The organism is Photobacterium atrarenae (assembly GCF_024380015.1).
Lineage (GTDB): Bacteria > Pseudomonadota > Gammaproteobacteria > Enterobacterales > Vibrionaceae > Photobacterium > Photobacterium atrarenae.
Map to the genome: position 1 here is coordinate 1914487 of NZ_CP101508.1, position 20294 is coordinate 1934780.

17 protein-coding genes, 1 tRNA gene and 1 riboswitch are annotated in these 20294 nt (G+C 50.4%); of the genes, 6 read left to right on the top strand and 12 right to left on the bottom strand.

Features of this window, described 5'->3' with window-relative positions; genetic code table 11:
• Positions 1–11: 11 nt before the first annotated feature.
• Entirely contained in the window at positions 12–215 is a 204-nt protein-coding gene (locus NNL38_RS09140) for a helix-turn-helix domain-containing protein (RefSeq protein WP_255387747.1), read from the top strand.
• A gap of 495 nt (positions 216–710) precedes the next feature.
• Here the strand turns inward: NNL38_RS09140 and NNL38_RS09145 are convergent, their stop codons facing one another.
• Positions 711–1013: a hypothetical protein gene (locus NNL38_RS09145; RefSeq protein ID WP_255387748.1), complete on the bottom strand. Its 303-nt coding sequence runs from the start codon at positions 1011–1013 to the stop codon at positions 711–713.
• Between the two features lie 592 nt (positions 1014–1605).
• Here NNL38_RS09145 and NNL38_RS09150 point away from each other — a divergent pair.
• Positions 1606–1682: transfer RNA gene (locus NNL38_RS09150), tRNA-Pro, on the top strand.
• Positions 1683–2663: 981 nt separating this feature from the next.
• Positions 2664–4142: an alanine/glycine:cation symporter family protein gene (locus NNL38_RS09155; RefSeq protein ID WP_255387749.1), complete on the top strand. Its 1479-nt coding sequence runs from the start codon at positions 2664–2666 to the stop codon at positions 4140–4142.
• Positions 4143–4211: 69 nt separating this feature from the next.
• Here NNL38_RS09155 and NNL38_RS09160 read toward each other — a convergent pair whose 3' ends face one another.
• Positions 4212–6860 (bottom strand): TIM-barrel domain-containing protein, encoded by a 2649-nt coding sequence (locus tag NNL38_RS09160; protein ID WP_255387750.1) that lies wholly within the window; start codon positions 6858–6860, stop codon positions 4212–4214.
• A gap of 347 nt (positions 6861–7207) precedes the next feature.
• Here NNL38_RS09160 and NNL38_RS09165 point away from each other — a divergent pair, with 347 nt between their 5' ends.
• A complete protein-coding gene (locus tag NNL38_RS09165) occupies positions 7208–7573 on the top strand; it encodes a hypothetical protein (RefSeq protein WP_255387751.1) in 366 nt (121 codons plus the stop codon).
• Positions 7574–7650: 77 nt separating this feature from the next.
• On the opposite strand, the gene NNL38_RS09170 is transcribed toward NNL38_RS09165, so the two are convergent.
• From NNL38_RS09170 to NNL38_RS09200, 7 genes are all read right to left on the bottom strand, one after another.
• On the bottom strand, positions 7651–9072 hold the full coding sequence (locus tag NNL38_RS09170; protein WP_255387752.1) for an alanine/glycine:cation symporter family protein: 1422 nt from the start codon (positions 9070–9072) through the stop codon (positions 7651–7653).
• A 140-nt stretch (positions 9073–9212) separates the two neighbouring features.
• Positions 9213–9683 (bottom strand): hypothetical protein, encoded by a 471-nt coding sequence (locus NNL38_RS09175; RefSeq protein ID WP_255387753.1) that lies wholly within the window; start codon positions 9681–9683, stop codon positions 9213–9215.
• Positions 9684–9807: 124 nt separating this feature from the next.
• Entirely contained in the window at positions 9808–10134 is a 327-nt protein-coding gene (locus NNL38_RS09180) for a hypothetical protein (RefSeq protein ID WP_255387754.1), read from the bottom strand.
• A gap of 141 nt (positions 10135–10275) precedes the next feature.
• Positions 10276–10917 carry a beta-phosphoglucomutase family hydrolase gene (locus tag NNL38_RS09185; protein WP_255387755.1) on the bottom strand — a complete coding sequence of 214 codons (642 nt, stop codon included), beginning with the start codon at positions 10915–10917 and terminating at the stop codon, positions 10276–10278.
• 160 nt (positions 10918–11077) lie between these two features.
• Positions 11078–11884 (bottom strand): transporter substrate-binding domain-containing protein, encoded by an 807-nt coding sequence (locus NNL38_RS09190; RefSeq protein ID WP_255387756.1) that lies wholly within the window; start codon positions 11882–11884, stop codon positions 11078–11080.
• A 178-nt stretch (positions 11885–12062) separates the two neighbouring features.
• Positions 12063–13199, bottom strand: a complete 1137-nt coding sequence (locus NNL38_RS09195; protein WP_255387757.1) for a J domain-containing protein — start codon at positions 13197–13199, stop codon at positions 12063–12065.
• A gap of 371 nt (positions 13200–13570) precedes the next feature.
• A complete protein-coding gene (locus NNL38_RS09200) occupies positions 13571–14146 on the bottom strand; it encodes a helix-turn-helix transcriptional regulator (protein WP_255387758.1) in 576 nt (191 codons plus the stop codon).
• 913 nt (positions 14147–15059) lie between these two features.
• Positions 15060–15177, top strand: a riboswitch (glycine riboswitch).
• A 93-nt stretch (positions 15178–15270) separates the two neighbouring features.
• On the opposite strand from NNL38_RS09200, the gene NNL38_RS09205 reads away from it, so the two are divergent.
• Positions 15271–16647, top strand: coding sequence for an alanine/glycine:cation symporter family protein (locus NNL38_RS09205; protein WP_255387759.1), 1377 nt, complete (start codon positions 15271–15273; stop codon positions 16645–16647).
• A 66-nt stretch (positions 16648–16713) separates the two neighbouring features.
• On the opposite strand, the gene NNL38_RS09210 is transcribed toward NNL38_RS09205, so the two are convergent.
• Entirely contained in the window at positions 16714–17127 is a 414-nt protein-coding gene (locus tag NNL38_RS09210) for a nuclear transport factor 2 family protein (protein ID WP_255387760.1), read from the bottom strand.
• A gap of 131 nt (positions 17128–17258) precedes the next feature.
• Positions 17259–17915: an HAD family hydrolase gene (locus tag NNL38_RS09215; RefSeq protein WP_255387761.1), complete on the bottom strand. Its 657-nt coding sequence runs from the start codon at positions 17913–17915 to the stop codon at positions 17259–17261.
• 407 nt (positions 17916–18322) lie between these two features.
• On the opposite strand from NNL38_RS09215, the gene NNL38_RS09220 reads away from it, so the two are divergent.
• The gene (locus NNL38_RS09220) at positions 18323–18628 is read left to right on the top strand and encodes a high-potential iron-sulfur protein (protein ID WP_255387762.1); all 306 of its coding nucleotides are present in this window, start codon (positions 18323–18325) and stop codon (positions 18626–18628) included.
• 107 nt (positions 18629–18735) lie between these two features.
• On the opposite strand, the gene yegD is transcribed toward NNL38_RS09220, so the two are convergent.
• Positions 18736–20088, bottom strand: a complete 1353-nt coding sequence (gene yegD / locus NNL38_RS09225) for a molecular chaperone (RefSeq protein ID WP_255387763.1) — start codon at positions 20086–20088, stop codon at positions 18736–18738.
• Positions 20089–20294: the final 206 nt, after the last annotated feature.

Here is a 20294-nt window from a genome sequence, read left to right on the forward strand (position 1 = left end):
TGAGTATAACCATGACCCGGAATCAGTATCAGATCATTGCACAGCGGATTTTCAAATCTGAAAATCAACGGATTGCTGTAGAGGCAGTCGTCTTTGATGGCCTGTCCAGCTATGAGGCCGAAAAGCGTTTTGATGTCCCGAAAGGGACTTTGTCACGCAATGTGCGAAAGTACCGCGATGAAGTTGAATACCTGACCCAGGTTGTCGAATCCTGATGGGGATACTACAGACAAAAACGGAGAGCCTGGCTCTCCGTTTTTGTTTTTTGCCATCGATAACGATAGAGAATGTTTGAGCACGATAATTTTGATCGCACTTTCTTGATCAGCTGTATAACAAATTTGCGGCAAAGGGCTATCGAAAAATTCCTAAACACTACTGAGGTGTTCAATGTGCGCTTGAAGTCATCATGAATGAATCAGGCTATATCCCTCCTTTACCCCGTACGTCCATCAATTCCCGGGCAGAGCGACGAGCTTTACCGAAAATAAATAATATGCTGACAAATTTGCCTCAATGGCAGAACATGAATTAATCCGCCTTATCCTCTACATTCAACTTCCCTGAGTCATCAGAATGTAAAGGTTCTGTCAGTTTCTCATTTCATGTAAGCAAGGTGGTTCTAATTCCATTATTGATAGCAATAAGAACCGCTAACGATCAACTTGCTGACTTGATCATCTGAATAGATAACAATGTGTTCGGACGCTTTAGTCTTGCTGTTTTGAAACCAACTCTTCAGGATGAACGCCGTCTTTTTCCATTTGCGCCAAGATCTCATTCATTCGCACCTGCCGTGCTTCATCTTTAAATTCGTGTAGCACAGCAATCAAGTCATTAATCTTATGCAGCGGAATTCGCTTGATCACTGCCTTCTGACGCCCTGGTACTTCATCTGCAAAATCAATGAGCATTTGACGGTAATCTACGCGTTCTTCTTTTGTTGTACCGTTAGAATCAACGTTTTTTAACATTGCGGACAGTGCTTTTTCAGCAGCTGTAAAACTATCCATGAAATATACCTCTTAAATCACAAACCAGCTTGCTATCATTCAGGCCATGATATGGGTGTCTGAACGAATAATATATTGTCCGGCATTAGCCTCAGGACGAAACCGCCAATTAACAACTAAATTAATAGGCAGAGAATAAGGGATTGTATCGGTTGGTAACTGCCTGCCAAACACAACCATTAGAACCGTGGAACGATACACACTCTAATTATAATTGAATTTTGTCGCCGTGCAGCGAAGATAGGCACTTACGTGCAAATAATACTCCCTGTTTCGTTTATTGTGAACTTAAATTTTAGTGATTTCTCAAATAAAGTCCCAGCTTTCATTTCTTCTTCCGACAGTCCTGCCTTTCAGCGCCCCACCACATCAATAAAACAATATGTTAGCGATAATTGCCCTCACGTGAGTCTTTCTGCCCCAACTCGCCCATGTCGCCGTCACAGCCAGTCAGTATTGCTGATACTTCGAGCAATCAACGCAGGGCCATCACTATTTTGGTAGCTTGATCACAATTTACCCTTTGCTTTCCAGGCCCCTTGTTGCTAAGTTAAACCCGTCGATAAGACCATGAATAATAATGGCCTTTTGGCGGACATTAGCGCAGTCTGGTAGCGCACTACTCTGGGGGAGTAGGGGTCGCTGGTTCGAATCCAGTATGTCCGACCAAAAGGCCATTTTTTGTGTCCACAATTGACGGGCTTGATATAGCACCATGACTACCTTGCCCCTCCTTGGGCGGCTGCGTTGAAATAAAAACTTGCGATGAATCCAACTTTCTACCGGGCAATATATGAAACCCCTGTAACTCACAGTATGATTTCTGAGTATGACAGGGAGGGAAGTCAATAATGAAGCTCAATCCGATTTGTAATCAATGTGGGCAGTCTGATGAGTTTTTTGTGTCAGAGGATGATGTCTATATCTGTATTTGCGGGCACAAGTGCACGGATATTATTAAAATACACGAAGACGACGTGCTTCAACCGGCAACACCTCACTATTATCACCTCGTGAAGCCACAATATACCCATTAAAACCCCAGGGTCATTTGTAAGGCGAATGATCCCAAATATTTCAATCGCCTGCTCCCTGACGGGGGCATCCGTCGCTCGCTGAAAGCTGAAATACACGGCCCGCCCCACAAAAGTGCACAATCCCCGCCACTCCATCGCCTAAAAATCAATCGCTTGTTAAATTTTCGAGATAAATACCAAGCTTGTAAAAGTTAAATTTCCCAACTTTTACGTTAAATTCAGGTTAAAATAATTCTTTTGATTAATTGTCCACCGTTCGATTGAAACCGTATCAATTGGGAAGGATAAAATTTTAATCTATTGATTTTTAATAATTATTTTTTAAAACACTTGCAAATCAATTCTCGTTTGCACATCTGCCATTCAAAATATGTGATTTAGATCGCAAGTATGATTCAGAATTTCGTGCTAACTTTCAGCACCTTCATAAGTCGAAGCATCCGATTTCATGTTTCACAATTGTAAATGCAACTGGTTACCCATGCAGCAACTGTTGTGAACAACCAAATGAGAACACATCTGAAATCGGCCAATATGAACTGTCACTTAAATGGACGTTCCGGTTCGCTCAGTAAGTCCCTGACTTGCTGAGCCTGATAAACAGGAAAATAATATGAGTGTTACACACGAAACTTGGTTAACATCGCTCAATGACAGCCTGCTGGCAATCATTGGCGAAGTTAATGGTGTACTTTGGGGCTACCTACTTATCTACCTGCTCGTTGCAGTCGGTATCTATTTTACTATTCGCCTCGGTTTCATCCAGATTCGTCAATTTAAACACGCTGTCGAAGTCCTCAAGAGCGGGAAAGATGTTGATAATGGCATTAGCTCATATCAGGTCTTTTGTACCTCAATGGCTGCCCGGGTCGGCACCGGGAACATGGCGGGGGTCGCCGTTGCACTGACTGTCGGTGGCCCGGGTGCCATCTTCTGGATGTGGCTAATCGCCATGTTCGGGATGTCGACAGCGTTTATCGAATCAACATTGGCCCAGGTTTTCAAAACGAAAGACGTTGACGGACAATACCGCGGCGGCCCGGCCTACTATATGGAAAAAGGCCTGGGGATGCGTTGGATGGGCTCACTGTTCTCCGTCTGCCTGATCATCGCCTTTGGTCTGGTTTTCAACGCTGTGCAAGCCAACACCATCACTGATGCACTAAACCACTCTTTTGGTTTTGATAAAACCATCATGGGTATCATCATCGTTATTGCCTCTGCCTTCTTCATTATGGGCGGGCTGCGCAAGGTCGCAGAAGCATCTTCTCGCATCGTTCCGGTGATGGCCGTTGGTTACCTGGCGATTGCAATGGTGATAGTGGTGATGAACATCTCTGAGCTGCCTGCTGCGCTAGCACTGATTGTCAAGAGTGCCTTTGGCTGGGAAGAAGCAGCAGTGGGTGGTGTGGCGTACACCATTTCGCAAGCAATGCAGAGCGGTATCGCCCGCGGCCTGTTCTCAAATGAAGCCGGGATGGGATCTGCTGCCAACGTTGCCGCCAGTGCGACACCAAACCCGAACCACCCTGCGTCTCAGGGCTTTGTTCAAATGCTGGGGGTATTTGCGGACACCATCGTGATCTGTACGGCTTCTGCTGCCATGATCATGCTGTCTGGCGTGATGGATCAGCCGAATGCAGCGACCGGGATCGGCCTGCTGCAGCAGGCGCTAAGCAGTGAGCTGGGCGGCTGGACAACCTACTTTATGGCTGCTGCCATCCTGTTGTTCTGCTTCTCTTCAATCATTGCCAACTACACCTATGCCGAAACAAACATCATGTTCCTGAACGGCAACAGCAAGAAAGGCCTGTTCACTTTCCGTCTGTTTGTACTGGCGATGGTCATGTTCGGCTCTGTGGCTTCGCTGCCGGTCGTCTGGAACCTGGCCGATGCCTCAATGGGTATGATGGCGCTCATCAATATCATTGCCCTTGTACTGCTGTCGAAGCTGGCGATCAAAGTCATTAAAGATTATGAGACGCAGCTAAAAGCTGGCAAAACGCCGGCGTTTGATCGCTCCCAATTCCCTGAGCTGGAAGACCTGGATGGTGCATGGCACCCAGAGCAGCCTGCGACAGTGAATAAATAAGTCTGCGTTTGACGCAACCCTAAAAAAAACAGCCAGCAATTTGCTGGCTGTTTTTTTTCTTAGTAACACTTACTCAAACTCAACTTCAAGATTCAGCGCATCGCTTACATCAAGCGCTTCGTGGCGAATACTGAGTTGTCCCCCCTGCTGACGCCATTCACTGACCGGCTGGCCGTTGAGAGTCACCGAAACCACTTTCTCACCCAACCCGAACCAAGCAAAATGGAACGGCCGACGTTGTGGCGCGTCCGGATAACTACCCGACGTCGTCACGCGCAACGCAACACCCGCAGGCGTTTCACGGGAGCTCAGAGTTGTTTTACGCACCTTTCCCTGAAGATAGGCATTGGTCGCGCCATCATCTTCATACAGCGTAAACTCCCCGCCTTTACCATAAATACGGGCAGCCAGCGTGAGCGGCACTGCACTACTCATCGGCATCGACTGCTGCGGGTTCACCGGAATGATAGCGCCTTCCCGGGCATAGAGCGGCAGCGTCAAGATTTGATTCTGGTAGAGCGGCACCTGGCTCAACCACTCCCCCTTGCTAGTGATGGCTTTGCCGGTGCGGTAGTCATACCAGGTTCCACGCGGTAAATAGATATCCACCGCGGTCTGCCCCAGCTGAGCAACAGCCACGCCCAGCAAATCCTGGCCCATCATTTTCTGCGCTGGCAAATTATGTGCCTGAAGATCCTCGCCAAAATAGTACTCCATCGACGGGTAGACCGGCTCTGCGGCCAGATGCGCCCGATGTGCCAGCGCGTACAAGTAAGGGATCAGCTGATATCGCAGTTTGATACTGGCCAAGTTACTTGCCTGATCACCCACACGATCCGGCGCTGTCTCTTTACAATTACACAGATTTTCAGTGTGCGGCCGAACCGGTACCTCAAACAAGCTGCTGTAAGCAAACCACTGGGTATAGGTTTCATTCAGCACCTGCTTCCGTTGCTCCGGCACCACACTCAAAGCGCTGCGGTGGAAACCACCGATATCCGAACTGTAATAGTCCATTCCCGACAGCATCATATTCGGCTGCATACTAAACTGGGTTGCCAGGCTTTCAACATTGGTGCCGATATCTGCCGACCACATGGTTGCACCGAAGCGCTGGATCCCCGGCGCGCCGGAGCGAGACATCATGAAGGGCCGCGACTCAACGGCATTTCGCTGATAACCGTCGTAAATACTTTCCAGCCATTTGTAGTTAAAAATGTTGTGGACGTCATTTTGCGACTTCCCACCAGCATAGACTCCCTGCGGGTTGTACATCTCCGGCTCACCCAGATCGGTCCAATGTCCGAGGATCCCCATCTCAATCAAGGGCTGTCGCTTCCAGTCATGCCAGCTGCTGCCGGCCGCCGGATTCGTCCAGTCGATCATCCCGCCCTTGCCCCACCAGTAACCGTAACCATTCGGGTCAGAATCTATCGGCTGGCCCGTCAGACGCTCCTGAACCAAAAAGCCTTCCTCGGCCAGTTTGGCATGCTCTTGCAACCCGTCGCTGACATAAGACTCTTCGATCAGCATCATTCCGATGCCCTGTGCTTTGAGCTGCTGAATTTTCTTCTCCGGCTCCGGGAAGTGTGTCTCATCCCAGGTTAGTGTGCCCATCGCACTGGTTGCGCTGAAGGCATCAACATTACCGAACCACTGCAAATCCATCACCACGCCATCCAGCGGGAAATGATGCTCGGCCAACGTTACCAGCTTATCATCCAGCTCTTGCCAGCCATCAAAACCATACTCCGACAGCCACATGCCAAACAGCTTCCGCGGCGGTACCAGCGGGTTGCCAACCAGCGCCATATACTGTTGGCGCAGATCCGGCAAGTCGTCACCGGCAATAAACAACAATCTCGGCTCGCTTTCTAACTGGGATATCTGCCAGGGTGAACGGGTAAAATCCCACTCCGCGGAATAGACAGTATCCAGGTAGACCGCATAGTTTTTCTGCTGCGGATTGAGCGCATACAACACCGGGAATTGGGTATTCCCGGTTCCGCCGCCCTGGAACCCTTCCATTTTGTTACCACCGTGACGTTTATGCCCCAGCCAGTTCGCATTCAAAACCCCGGGATCATGAAACTCCTGCCCCAGCCCATTGAGCTGATAGTCACCTTGTGAGGCAAGGCTAAAGCTGCGACCTTTGCCCGGGCAAATTTCACTCAGTTGCCCGCGCTGTTTTGAGGTTACCGTCAGGCACAGGCTCTGAGGTGCCACCTCAACATCCAAAGTCGCTGTCGCAAACCCTTGTTTGGTTTTCACCACCGAAGCATCACCGGCCAGCGATGTGATATCAATCAATTCCGTGGTGGGCAATGCCTGGTTATCCGGGTACGATGAGAACGCGATATGCAGCACATCATCATTGAGCACATCGATCGACAGGCTCTTAACAGGCTGACGCGCCTTCTCCAGCAACCGGGCCTGATGCCTTTCAACGATAGCCTCTCCAAGTTGCTTAGTCAGCGCCTGGACGAACACCGGCTCACTGTAATACGTTTTACCTATCAATGGTTTCAGCGCTTTACGCAAATTCACGTCCGGAATGGCTTTGCGCATCCGAAAGACTTGCGCCGCATCTAACCGGTAACTTTCCTGGTTCTGATAGCGAAAGTAGGTACTTTCTGCTAACACAGAACTACTCATTGCCAGTAAACCGGGCACCGCCAGTCCCAGTAGCCATGGTCGTAATCGTTTGTTTCGGGTCATCGTGGTTCCTTTTCTCATCCAGGGCAGAAGCTTCACAGACACCCCCAGCCCAACACCGACATGAATGGGTGGCTCCCCCTGTGCCGACGCAATATACGATGCCCAACCAAGGCTTAAAAGTATTTATTATCAATAATTTAGTTATTTTACCCCTATCACTAAATGTGCACGTGGAAGGTTACAAGGGTCACAGAATGCAGGGCTGTTCATCGATTAAACTCATGCGTTGCTGCACCCATTAGGTGGCTGTTTTTTATCCGATAGATCCCGCAAATCCGCCTGATCGCTTTAAACTCATTCAGCGCTCCTTTACTATGCCTGTGCAAATCATCTGAGGACGACACGCCATGCAACAAGTAAACATTGCTCCCAATCCACAAATTGCCGGTATTTTTCAGGGTTGGGCTGAAGATTGGGCAAAAGAAAGCCAGGCGAACCAAAAAGATATGGCCAACAAGTTCCATACGGTCTATAAAATCGCGGCAGATGTGTTCTCAAAAGGTGGCGATGTGGAACTGACGTTCCTGTCAGCATTGTTTCAAGACTGTCAAACCAAGCTGGAAATGGCAGAGTCGATGAATGAGAAGATCAAAGCGACCCTTCAGGAAGATGACGCCCGGGCGGCACTGCTGATTGCCAAAGTCACCCGCACCGCGCAAGATGCAGCGCATGTGGTGCGCTATCTCGGCCAGTTACTCAAACCGGCAGCCTGACCCAAAACGCACAGGCCGAGCAGCCTGTGCGTTTTCCTCCACCAAACTGGAGTTATTGCGACAAAACCGTGTTACCTTTATTGCTTCGGTTTCCAGGCTTTCAAGTCAATATCGAGATCCGAGAATTTCTTCGGATCAAAGACCGGATGTTCAGCGCCTGCTTTGAGCTGCTGTTGATAGTCCTTCAAAATCCGGATCAGGGTTGGAAACAGCATCAGCAAAGCCAGCAGATTCACCACCGCCAGAACTCCCATCAGGGGATCGGAGAAGAAGAATACCGAGGTGGCGCCAGGGGCAACCGCACCGATGAATACAATGCCAATGACCACCACCCGCAACACAAACACCGCAACTTTACTGCCAGACATAAATGTCAGGGCATTTTCTCCCAAATAATAGTTGTAGATAATTGAACTGACGGCAAACAACAAAATCGCAATCGTCAGGAAATACTGCGACCATTCACCGAGATGGGACACCAGGGATTGCTGGGTAAGCACAACGCCATCTATTTCTGCCGCGCCGGGTACGTAGACATCCCCCAGCAAAATCACAAACGCGGTACAGCTACAAATTACAATGGTATCAATAAACACGGACAGAGATTGAGTGATCCCCTGGCTTATCGGGTGTGACACTTTGGCAGTTGCGGCAACATTCGGTGCCGAGCCCAATCCGGCTTCATTTGAAAACAGCCCACGGCGCAGCCCTTGCGCCAATGCGGCCCCCATCCCACCACCGACCGCCTCTTCCAGCCCGAAAGCATTGGCAACAATGGTCATGATCACGGCCGGAATATGTGTGATGTTCATCAGGATCACCAACAACGCCATCGCCAAATACCCGACGGCCATGATAGGTACAATCACATCTGCCGCTTTGGCAATCCGCCGGATCCCGCCAAACACGATAAAGCCAGTCCCGATCGCCAGCAACGCACCGGTCCAGATGCGATCAACCCCCAAGCTATCCTGCGCGGCACCCGCAACCGTATTCCCCTGAAAGGCGTTAAACCCCAATGCAAAAGAAGCAATCAGGCACACCGCATACAAGGAAGCAAGCCAGCGATAATCCTCTCCCAAGCCATGAATAATGGTCCGTGCCGGGCCGCCCCGATATGTTTCACCTTCCTTGCGCTTATACAACTGAGCCAGGGAACACTCAACCAGGCTGGTTGCCATCCCGACCAGGGCAATCGCCCACATCCAGAACACGGCTCCCGGGCCCCCCAGGGTAATTGCCACGGCTACCCCAGCAATATTCCCGCCCCCCACGCGCCCCCCCACGGAAAGCAGCAATGCTTCCCGGCCGGAAATTGCGCTCTTGTCCGCGGTCTGGTTTTTATTGAGCAACACCCGGAACATACGTCCGAAGAACCGGAACTGGACAAATCCAGTGACGATGGTAAAGAAAAGGCCCAGGATAACGAGGAAAGGAACAAGGGACCATCCCCAGGTGAGATCACCAATGATCCCAAAAAAGCTCTTTAAAAATTCCATACCCACTCCGAATTCGATTTCTTCTTTTGACCATTCAGAGTATAGACAGGGCTATTCAATCCAGTTGTCAGGGATTTGCGTCCATTGCAGCGTATCTTAGCCATGAACAACTATCTAGGGTGATAGCGCGTAACACCGATTCAGACGGACTTTGCAACCATACAGTGACCGCATATCTGCCCGGCATCGAGGTGGCCGGCAGCAAATACCCGCTGACAAATCCGGCAGCGTTGGAAGTAAGCCGGGTTACTGAGTGTCTCAAGCAGACAATGCAAAGCTTCTAAAACATAAATGCAGCGGAATGAATTCACCCTCTGCCAGTGATGAACAGGTTTTAAACCTGGACGTTGCGTGACGGTACAAAGATTGAGTTCAATGGGTTGGAAGTTTTCATCATCACACTCAGACGGGAGCACCGGGGTGAAGAAATCAATCGGCACCCTTGAGGTCAGCCGGAGGAAGGGATAAGCACCTCCGAGATCGTCCAGGGTTAAATAATGCGAACGCGGGATATGATGTTCAACCAGGAGACTTTCGATATAAACCAAAGCGCCCTGACGTAAATGCTCATCGATATAGACCATTTGTTGCAAGAGCAACTGATGTGCCATCGATAACTGTTCAACGGAAAATGTCACTGAGAGTACAACTTACACGGACTAGCAAAAAATTCGCAGCGTTACTAGCACGAAGCAGCGCTGCGATACGGCTTCAAATCGCTAACTGACGGCGGTGCTATTTTGGAATGTTAAAGCTCTTGTCATCCGCACAAGTGAAAGTGTAATAATTACTCCGTTCATTGAATACGGCAAAACCTTTGCCGTAGCAGTAAGCGCCATTCAGCTCGTTCATGTAGGCCAGGGTTTGTTGATCTTTCACCAGGAAGTAACTCTCATTCTCACACACGACGCGAATTTTTCCATCTTCACCCTGGGAATAAGATTTCACCTTGGCACCACATAAGGCAAAACTTAAATCAACATACTCATCCGCACGCTCATCAACGGTTTTCGCACAACCGGCCAGGAAGATCGGCAACAAGATAGGTAGGATAGCTTTCACAGATGATCTCCCGATAAATCGTATTTATTCTCAATCTCTCTGGGCATTATGATGAGTTTGGGCAACCGCTGCAACTGGTGGAAGGTGTAAAAACAAGTATTTGCGGGGATTCTCATCACCTCCCCGCAAACCATACCTCGTTCAGCCCAGCAATTCTGGTGAGAACCTTGTGGCGCGTTGATGATGATCGCGGGCCAGGATCAACTCCCCCAACTCGCCTGCAACGATCATGACGCAATCCATACCAGCCGCCATTGCCGCGTTTTTACCCAGTTCGGTATCTTCAAAGACCACGCATTCATGGGGCGCAAGCCCAATGCGTTCAGCGGCTTGAAGGAAGGTATCCGGGTGAGGTTTATGGTTTTCTACATCATCCGCTGTGACCAGCGCGTCCAGCAGGGGTAAAATCGCCGTCTCCTCAAGCAGCGGTGCGGCGTGTTTATGCCGGCTGCCGGTCCCCACGGCTATTTTTTTGTCCGCTTTTAAGCGCTTTAGCAACTGGTAAGTCACAGCAATCACTTCCCCCCGGTTAGGCAGGGCCGCAAAAAAGTCACCTTTGGTATTGGCCAGGCGGTGAATATCAAAATTCTGCGCATAACGACGATTAATCGCCTGCGCTGTTTTCAGCGTCGGCAATCCACCGAGACTGTGGAACCAGGCTTCATCAAACGGGATTTCAAATAATTCGCAGGTCTGCTTCCAGGCATAGACATGAGCCGGCATCGAGTCAATCAACGTACCGTCCATATCAAAAATCAATCCTTTATAGGCTGAAAAATCCATATGACTCCTTTCTGTCGCGTAACAACGGATAAGGTGGCGTACCATCTCGCCCAACCAACTTATCAATCCACCATGTCATTTTTATGGTCTCAGTTCAACGCCAGAGCTGTCTGAATTTTCATCAACATCTGATTTGCCACCTGCTCACTGAAGCTCTTTGCTAAGGAATATCCAGGCTCACCAGCCCCCACTTGCGGGCAACCCGATCAAAAAAGCCTTGTGTTTTTTTGAGCTCTATCCAGTGATTTACATAATTGATCCAGACTTGATCCTCTTTGGGCATTAACATCGCAACCGGGGTGGGCCGGCGCATGCCTTTCACCTTGGCAACCGTCAGCTGCGGAAATCGATTGGTCAGCGTGGCCGCTTCAATATTGGAGATCACGATGGCAGTGGCTTTATCCGCCAGCAATTGCTGATAATCACGCAAGGGAGGTTGAATTACGTCGTGCCGGGCTTCCGGAAACAACTCTTTGACCAGGCTTTCCTGAGTCGTTCCCTCCCGGGAGCTGATGGTGATCAGATGACTGTTAAAATCGCGCCAACTTTGAAAACGGCGAAAATGTTTCTTTTGAATCACCGGTACATACGCCAGGTAAAAATATGGCTGGCTGTAGCCGGCAACCCTGGCCCGCTTCATATTCAGCGTTGCACTGCCGGTCATATCATATTTATTAGTGACCACCCCACTGACCAGCGCTTTCCAGTCCGTGGCCACATACTCGACAGTCACACCCAGGTCTTTTGCCAGCTCAGTGGTGATATCAATATCAAATCCCTTATAAAAGTTGGTCGACGGATCGCGGATCGTCATTGGCGTCCAGTCTCCAGTCGTTCCAACCCGTAACACACCGCGATCAATAATCTGTTGCAGTCGGCTGGCCGCTGCAATGGATGACTGGGAAAACACAAGCAAAAAGAGTAAACCGGCCAGGAAAACAGGATTCGGGGCGTACAACGCTCTCATATGGACCTCTCCGCAAAGAACCTGAAAACACAAGCGCATACGTTTAAAGATAGCAGTATTTTGACGCCCAACGTCTCAAATAAATCACTTTCAATTCAGGGGCTCTTCCCATCGCCGGACATGAATTCATAGCATCACACCCAATCCCGGCACGATCAGCCAACACGCCCCCGCATGGTTAACGACACAGCTGCTGAAGTTGCTGGTGGGCCGCAGCAAAGCCCTGATTCGGGAAGTATTCATGATTAATCAGCAAGCTCTGGCTCTCTGCCCAATTGGCAGCAAAAGAGCCGTTGCCGTAGGGAATATTATAAATTTGAAAATGTCGATCGAGCCGGTCAAAGATCAGATTTGCCGCCAGGCGCCCGGAGCGCAAATTAGCATTCCGGTAATACTGAAAATGACCATCACAGCTTTTGACGATATAGGACCCCCTGTCGCTACGAACCCGGATATAGGGCTGCTGGATATTCTCATAATACTGAACTTCCCAGCGGCCGACCTGGCTGACGAGCTGAATCCGGGGAGACGGCGGCCGGACCACAGGTTCATCAGCCACACGCTGAGTCGTCTGTACGGGGTTTGCTGCGATGATATCAGCCGGGTTATGGCTCAAAATCGTCATTTTCACTTCTGGCGGTGGCAGCGGCTCCTCAAACATTGCCATCAATGCGAGCCAAGGCGCTTTCCCTGCGCTCGCCAGTCCCGCGACCAAAATCAGGGGTATCGCCATCAGAGCGGTCCGGCGCAGGTTCATCCGCCCAAGCGACTTGATTTGATTCAGAACAGCCGGTGCGATCTGCCGTTGCGAAGACAACGCGTCCGTGTCCGTATCTTTCTTCCGCCCGGTATCAAACCGAGTCACCGTACGCGTCGTGTCACTGAGCTTTCTACGCGCTTCGTCCAGCTGTTTGCTCAGGCGGTTGTTTTCCCGCCGCAGCCATTTCAGATCCTCTTCACTGGCGGCAACATAACGCTCTAACTCTTCCGTCGATTTCTGTTGCTGCTTCTCCCGCTGGAGCTGTTGGGTCAGATCGTCATTGAGCCGCTGCAGCGCTTCAACCTCCCGCTCAAGCTGATGACATCGGTCTTTATACCGATCATCCGTATTCCCCTTGAGCGTGACCGTGCGGACAGCCTCCTCATACCCTTTCCCCTGACCGACTTTCTCATAAGCCTGAACCAGCAACTGCATCATGGCCTTCGAGCCACCTTTATCCGGATGCAGACGACTGGAAAGTAGCTTATAGCGCCGCTTGAGCTCAGCAGCCGACGTCTGTTTATCTGTCCCTAAAATATCGTGAAAGGTTGTCATCTTCTTCTTTGATACCGTTAACTTTGTCTGTGCCAGATTACGGCGACTCATGGCCTTCCATGCAACTGAATCTCAGGCATTTTTTTACCCTATGCCTTTCAGTGTATATCATGAATCAACCGGGTTACTGGCAATTGTCGCACCGGCGACACATCCTACCCGGGTTATCGGCAGATACGATCATTTTTTTAAACAATCGCTTCATTTCTACTTTGATGGAATGAGATGAGTAAGATGGCATCACAGACAGAAGAGGAAGAGTGAGCAAGTACTCGGCGGAATTGCCGTCACGTGTGGCTCTCATGGCAAAATTCCCAACATCGTTGTTGAGAATTTTTGCTATGAAGAATGCCCCGTTATTCAGATTAGCATTAGGTGTTGAGATTATGTTTACGCATCCTGAACTCGCCTGGCGAGCATCCCATGTGTTTTTTAAACACCCGCGAGAAATACGACACATCCTTAAAACCGGCAGAGTTCGCAATTTGGGAGATTTTCTCCCGATCGGAGCTCAGCAGGCCACACGCCAAATCCAAACGCTTCTTGATAATGTACTGCTTGAGTGTCACGCCCATAATGCTATGAAACAGACGAGAAAAATATGTCGGTGAATAATGGCAGGCGTTCGCCAGATCCTCCTCACGCAACGGCGCACTGATATTCTCATCGATGATCTTCAATGCCGGTCGGATTGACAACTCGCGGTGCTCAAAGCCCGTATCCGCTTCAGTTTCAACCTGATGTGTATGCAACCGGCTAAAGCATTCATCCAGTTCCTGACGCGTGGCATTGGCCGGCAAAACATCTTCTCCCCCGGCCCGTAACACATTCAGTGCCAGGCTGGCATCCAGGCTATGGTAAACAACCACCACCTTTGCCTGTGGAAAACGGCTTTTAATCGATCGCAGTAATTCAAAGCCTTCTGAGCTGGAATCAACGACTTCCAAAAAAATCAATTCCTGGCCTGTCATGGTCGACAGCAATTCAAAAGGCGATACATCAACAACATTGTGTGATTGCTTTAGATTTTCTCTGGCTTCTGCCGTCTTATCATGATGACTACAACTGACCCAAATCACAAATTCACCTTACTACCAGTATGATTAGTACATACAGCTTGTGGCTAAGCTGTGGTGAAACACTCCTTGTTGATGAAGTAAGTAAGCATTTATAGGAATTGTTGTTTTGGTCGTCAAAAAATTGACCACTTGTGAATAATTAACGTTCAGAAACCTAAATAAATCCAGCCGGGCGATCCTGTTTCAAATTTAAGCATTAACTCTGCTGTTTTCTGCTACCCCAGAAACTTCAAACGCTTATACAAAACCCGAACGCTTTTAGATTGGCTTTATATGCCCAATGCGGATTGATAAGCTCGTTTTAATTCCTATTTAATCTATAGATTCACTGTCTACTGCTGCCTAGAAAATAGTATAGAACGCCATAAAAAATTAACAGAACAGTGCGATTTACTATAAATTACTTCATCCATGTCAATTATCCGCCCCTGCTGGCCATGCCAACTCTGCTACCCACTCAGCCTGCCCAATACGCAACCCACCAGCCATTGAACATATTTTGCTCGATATCAAGCCCCATAGAGCCAAATTTTATACCGCCCTGCCACTTTTATGCAGACAATCACATTTTTATACATTAGTATAACCAGCGCAAAATGAGTTCCGATGAAGACAGCAGGAGAGTGGCACGATACTGACCCATCTGGTGAAGTACACGCCCGCCGAAGAAGTAAGTACGTTATCACCTGATTTTACCTAAAAAGGTCAACTGGTTGATAAGGTGTAAATCTTTCAGGCACCAGCATTTCCATGAATAGGTATGCTGGTATGGACTGTTGTTGGAGGAGCCTCTGGAGAGATCCGTTCGATCGGACGCCGAAGGAGCAAACTTGCCGGCTGGTTGACAGTTTCAACCGCAGACAAGTGAAACTCTCAGGCAAAAGGACAGAGGAGATAAGATCAACAGCTCAGAAATATGACCATCGCAATTTTCTGTAACACCCTTTTTCTGTTGTTCTTCATCTCTTCCTTTGATGTTTAAGGGGAGAATCATGAATCCATTCTATCACTTTCTTGAAACCGTCGATAACCTGGTCTGGGGACCGCCCCTCCTGATCCTGCTAGTCGGCACCGGTTTATACCTCACGCTACGCCTGGGTTTTATTCAGCTACGGCACTTGCCACTGGCACTGCGCTACCTGTTCTCAGGCAATGCAAAAGGCCGCGGCCAAGGCGACGTTTCCAGCTTTGCCGCCTTATGTACCGCCCTTTCGGCAACCATCGGGACCGGCAATATCGTGGGCGTGGCCACTGCGATCAAGCTCGGCGGGCCGGGTGCCTTGTTCTGGATGTGGCTGGCAGCCCTATTCGGTATGGCCACCAAATATGCCGAGTGTCTGCTTGCTGTTAAATACCGCGAAGTTGACGCCAACGGCCAGATGATCGGCGGCCCGATGTACTATCTGGAAAAAGGGGTCGGCAGCAAATGGCTGGCGAAACTATTCGCGATCTTCGCCCTCGGAGTTGCCTGTTTCGGGATCGGAACCTTCCCGCAAACCAACGCCATTCTTGATGCCGCCTATTTATCATTTGAAGTGCCACGAGAACTGGCCGCGGTCCTGCTGACCCTGTTGGTAGCCACAGTCACCCTCGGCGGGATCCAATCGATTGCCAAGGTTGCCAGTAAAGTGGTACCGCTGATGGCCGGGCTCTACATTGTCGCCTGTCTCACGGTGCTGACGTCTCAATTTGACGCCGTGCCGGCCGCTATTGAGCTGGTGATCCAGTCTGCCTTTACCGGCCATGCCGCCACCGGTGGCTTCGTCGGGGCCGGGATCATGCTTGCCATTCAATCCGGGATTGCACGCGGGGTGTTCTCAAACGAGTCCGGCCTCGGCAGTGCACCGATGGCCGCAGCCGCCGCCAAAACCGAGTCCTGCGTGCAGCAAGGTCTGATCTCCATGACCGGGACCTTCTTTGATACCATTATCATCTGTACCATGACCGGCCTCACCCTGGTGGTGACTGGTGCCTGGCAGAGCGATTACGCTGGTGCCGCCATGACAACCTTCGCCTTTGCCAGCGGACTGGACTCTGCCTACTGGGGACCGCTGATGGTCTCGGTCGGGCTGATGTTCTTTGCATTCACCACCATTCTAGGGTGGAATTATTATGGCGAGCGCTGTGTGACCTACCTGTTTGGGGTCAAAGCCATCTTGCCTTACAAGCTGTTCTTTCTGGTGTTGATTGCCGGCGGCGCTTTCTTAAAGCTGGATATGATTTGGCTGATCGCCGATATCGTCAACGGCCTGATGGCCATTCCGAACCTGATTGGCCTGCTCCTGCTGCGCCAGGTCATTATCGGTGAAACCCGGCAGTATTTTGAAGCGCTCAAGCAATCCCGGGTGCTCCAGACGCAGACGGCTTAACGCATTCAAGACATAGACCCCAACTCAATGCGGCATGGTGATCATCGTGCCGCTTTGCTTTACTGGCTAATCAATATACCGGGTGAGTTGCTGGTAGAGATCGAAACTGCTGTCTTCCAAACGGCACTCGGTGATCAAGTTGCCCTGACGCAAAAAATAAACCATGCCGGTCATCTCAACCTGCTGCTTGCGCGCCGGGATTTTTGCCCAACCACCGTTGTAGAGTGCACGGCAATGATAAATCGCGACCGTTCGTTCCCCTTCATTGACGATATCCCGCACCGTAAAGTTCACATCACGAAAGCGCTGGCTCCAGATCTCCAGATAACCCAGGTAGGCTTCATGACTCACCGTTTGGATCCGCCCGCCGGGCAAGTGAAAGCTAAACGGATCTGCGGCATATTCTGACAGCAACCGACCGTCAGCCCGCTGCCAGATATCCGTAAACCAGCGAATCACCCATTCGTTACTCTTTTTCATGCGCGGTACCACTCCAACAACATTTTCTTGCGCTTCCTTAATGGAAGACTAGACAAAAAAGTACCGAATTGCAGCGAAACCGCGACGACAGATTAGAAAAATAACCGGAACCCCATGGTCAGGAAAGCCGGTTATTGCAACGCCAGCTGAGAAAAAGCCGCTTTGAAGTGCACCATGTTCGGGATATGGTGGCGGTGTTGTTTTGCTTGTCCGACCTCGACAAAGTCGTAGCCCAGCTCCTGCGCAGCGTGCTTGTTCCAGCTGTGATGACCAAAGAACACCCGGCGGGCAAACGTTGCGCCAGAGTCTTGTTTGGCACGAAATGCAGCCAGCGCCATAATTTCAGTCCGGCTTGACGCATCCGACGCCGTGGTCAGGCTCATCCTGTCTAAAGCCACGCCTGCCGCCCGTAATTTCAACGCGGCAACCGTCGCCCAGTTCCCGGTCGCAATGGCGACATGGGTATCGGCTCTGGCCTGCATTTGCTCAACAAACGACGTAGCACCCTGCGCCTGGGTAAATGCAGAAGAATTGGCTGCCACATGCTCGCGAAGCAGTGCCAGGTAGCGACTTTCGACCTGGCGATGAATCAAGGAGCGGTTCGCTGTCACATGATGCAACTGAATCACTTCATCTAAGATCCCTGCATCCGTCACATTTTGATATTGAGGCCAGTCCGTGTGGATCTGGATCCCGATGACATCTTCAATAGCCTGGCTATAACAATGAAGAGCTGTAGCGTCTGATTCAACCAAAACTCCATCAATATCAATCAGAAATAAGTTCATTTTCTTACCTTTGTTATTGTCATCATTGGTGAGACGGACACATGATGCACTTGTAAATAAAATGTTTCAACCACGCAAACGTTACAATCTGATAATACCTTGCGCTGCATCAATCCTTAATAGTCAACCACTTGGAATTGAAGCCTCGATGACACCCATGTTTACAAAGTGTTAAATGATCAGGCGACTATTCCCGCAGTATCTTTGTCACTGTGGCGAATCTCGGTCATCGACCAAGAATACCGCGAATGTCGCAAAATGAATCTGTCACTCGCGCCATATCCCTCCCACACTTAAACGGACCTGATCTCAATCGGCAAGCAATCCGATATTCGTCAGGAAACGTAAAACTCAAAACAGAGCCTTACAAGAAACCATGCAATGTCGTGTTATCAGAGGAAATCGATATGAAGAAAGACTCAAGCCGCAGGACGTTCTTGAAATTCAGCCTGGCCGGCGTGATCGGTATAACGCTGGGCGGCAAAACCCTAATCCGCCCGGCTCAAGCTGCCGACCTGCCCCACCTGGCCGAAGATGACCCACAAGCGAAAGCCCTACAATATGTTGAAAATTCGCCACATGAAGATCAGAAGTGTGACGGCTGCGCCCTGCTCCAAGGGGAAGAGGGTGCCGACTGGCGACCTTGCCAACTATTTCCCGGCAAAGTCGTTTCAGCCAATGGTTGGTGCTCAGCCTGGGTCAAACGTCCTTAAACGTTCACCGGGCAAGCCCGATGGAATCGGGCTTGCCCATAGAACAACACCATGTTCCAAATTCAGATAGAGTCATCGTCTCTCAGAGCACTTCAGCAAAGATCAGCTCAAGCAAAGCAGTGTTCCGCCCAGCGGGCCAGGCCTGCGGTCACCGAGCCAAAATAGTTTCCGCTGACCAGAGGGACGCCCGGCAGGAGCTCTTCAATACAGGCCCGCAGAATCGGAGAGCGCGCAGTACCGCCGGTCATATAGACGACATCCGGTTTGACACCGCTTTGCTGGATCACCTCGGTGACCAATTGGCTGATCTTCACCCGAGGCGACTCAATCGCCTGCGCCATGTCCTGCTGGGACACAGAGGCGACCAAGTCCGCTGATAAACTCCCCAGCACCACCTGGCTGGCAGCCTGTTCAGAGAGCGCAATCTTGCACTCCTCAGCTTTGCGGACCAACTGGTAGCCCAGGGTTTCCTGGTGAACCCGGAGCAAGTAGCGGAGTTTTTCCGGCTCTGCCGCATCGCGCAGCAACTGCTCCAGCACCCGATAATTTGCCGCCGTGTAAAAATCAGTCTGGGCCGCGATGTTATTAATCGCGATCGGATTCCAGAACTGGCTCACCGGCAGATCGATCCCTTTCAGGTTCTGGCTACCAAGGCCCAACAATGGCATCAGCTGACGGAAGGCCAGGTGAATATCCAGATCATTTCCCCCAACCCTAAGGCCAGTATGGCCCAGCAAACTGGCCTGACGATCAGCCTTGTCACGCCAGTCCGGCCCCATCTGAATCATCGAGCAATCCGTGGTTCCCCCACCGATATCGACCACCAGCACTGTCTTATTGGCTGTCAGGGTACTTTCGTAATCCAGCCCTGCTGCGACCGGCTCGAACTGGAATTCAATGTGGCGAAAACCGGCCCGCTCTGCCGCCTGACGCAAAATCCCTTCGGCTTGCTGATTCGCCTTCTCGCCACCAGTGCCCTGAAAGTTGATCGGGCGACCGATCACCGCGCTCTCAATCGTTTGCTGGGTAGTCAGCTCTGCCTGAGTTTTAATATTGTGCATCATGGCACACACCAGATCCTCGAAGAAGCTGATCTGAACCGGTTGCAAGCCGTTGGCGCCTAAGAAAGACTTGGGCGATTTGACGTAATACACTTCTTCCGGATCATCGAGATACAGATCCAAAGCAGCCTGGCCAAAGCGCATATCCCCCGGCTCGACGTCAATCCCCTCTTCCCGGTTCATGGCAATCGAGCGCCGCAACAGCTGTTCCCCGACCGTCTCCCGGGGCGAGACCCCCATGTGCCGATACAGATATTCACTCACCGCTTCCCGGCTCGGTGCACACAGCGTGGAAGGAATATAGTGGTTGCCGCCTTCCAACGGTAGTAGCACAGGATTTCCCTCTGCCATCATTGCCACCGAACAATTGGCTGTCCCGTAATCAAACCCAATATACATTCCGATTTCCCCACGCTGAAAAAGCCCGCCATCATATCGGAGCCGGGCCAAATACTCAACGACTTGCAAGCCCACCCTTGTACTGGTTTCGAACCTTGAAAATGTAACAAAACCCTTCATTTCACGCCGTTTTTTATACAGTTTGCATTCATCTAAGCCGTTATTTTTACAGCCAGGTGACAAGACGGCTGAATGTCACTGTCAAG

Bases quoted from the DNA above. Each gene is read 5' to 3' on its own strand.
- NNL38_RS09140 (WP_255387747.1), top strand. From the start codon at position 12: ATGACCCGGAATCAGTATCAGATCATTGCACAGCGGATTTTCAAATCT.
- NNL38_RS09145 (WP_255387748.1), bottom strand. From the start codon at position 1,013: ATGGATAGTTTTACAGCTGCTGAAAAAGCACTGTCCGCAATGTTAAAA.
- NNL38_RS09155 (WP_255387749.1), top strand. From the start codon at position 2,664: ATGAGTGTTACACACGAAACTTGGTTAACATCGCTCAATGACAGCCTG.
- NNL38_RS09160 (WP_255387750.1), bottom strand. From the start codon at position 6,860: ATGACCCGAAACAAACGATTACGACCATGGCTACTGGGACTGGCGGTG.
- NNL38_RS09165 (WP_255387751.1), top strand. From the start codon at position 7,208: ATGCAACAAGTAAACATTGCTCCCAATCCACAAATTGCCGGTATTTTT.
- NNL38_RS09170 (WP_255387752.1), bottom strand. From the start codon at position 9,072: ATGGAATTTTTAAAGAGCTTTTTTGGGATCATTGGTGATCTCACCTGG.
- NNL38_RS09175 (WP_255387753.1), bottom strand. From the start codon at position 9,683: ATGGCACATCAGTTGCTCTTGCAACAAATGGTCTATATCGATGAGCAT.
- NNL38_RS09185 (WP_255387755.1), bottom strand. From the start codon at position 10,917: ATGGATTTTTCAGCCTATAAAGGATTGATTTTTGATATGGACGGTACG.
- NNL38_RS09190 (WP_255387756.1), bottom strand. From the start codon at position 11,884: ATGAGAGCGTTGTACGCCCCGAATCCTGTTTTCCTGGCCGGTTTACTC.
- NNL38_RS09195 (WP_255387757.1), bottom strand. From the start codon at position 13,199: ATGACAACCTTTCACGATATTTTAGGGACAGATAAACAGACGTCGGCT.
- NNL38_RS09205 (WP_255387759.1), top strand. From the start codon at position 15,271: ATGAATCCATTCTATCACTTTCTTGAAACCGTCGATAACCTGGTCTGG.
- NNL38_RS09210 (WP_255387760.1), bottom strand. From the start codon at position 17,127: ATGAAAAAGAGTAACGAATGGGTGATTCGCTGGTTTACGGATATCTGG.
- NNL38_RS09215 (WP_255387761.1), bottom strand. From the start codon at position 17,915: ATGAACTTATTTCTGATTGATATTGATGGAGTTTTGGTTGAATCAGAC.
- NNL38_RS09220 (WP_255387762.1), top strand. From the start codon at position 18,323: ATGAAGAAAGACTCAAGCCGCAGGACGTTCTTGAAATTCAGCCTGGCC.
- yegD (WP_255387763.1), bottom strand. From the start codon at position 20,088: ATGTATATTGGGTTTGATTACGGGACAGCCAATTGTTCGGTGGCAATG.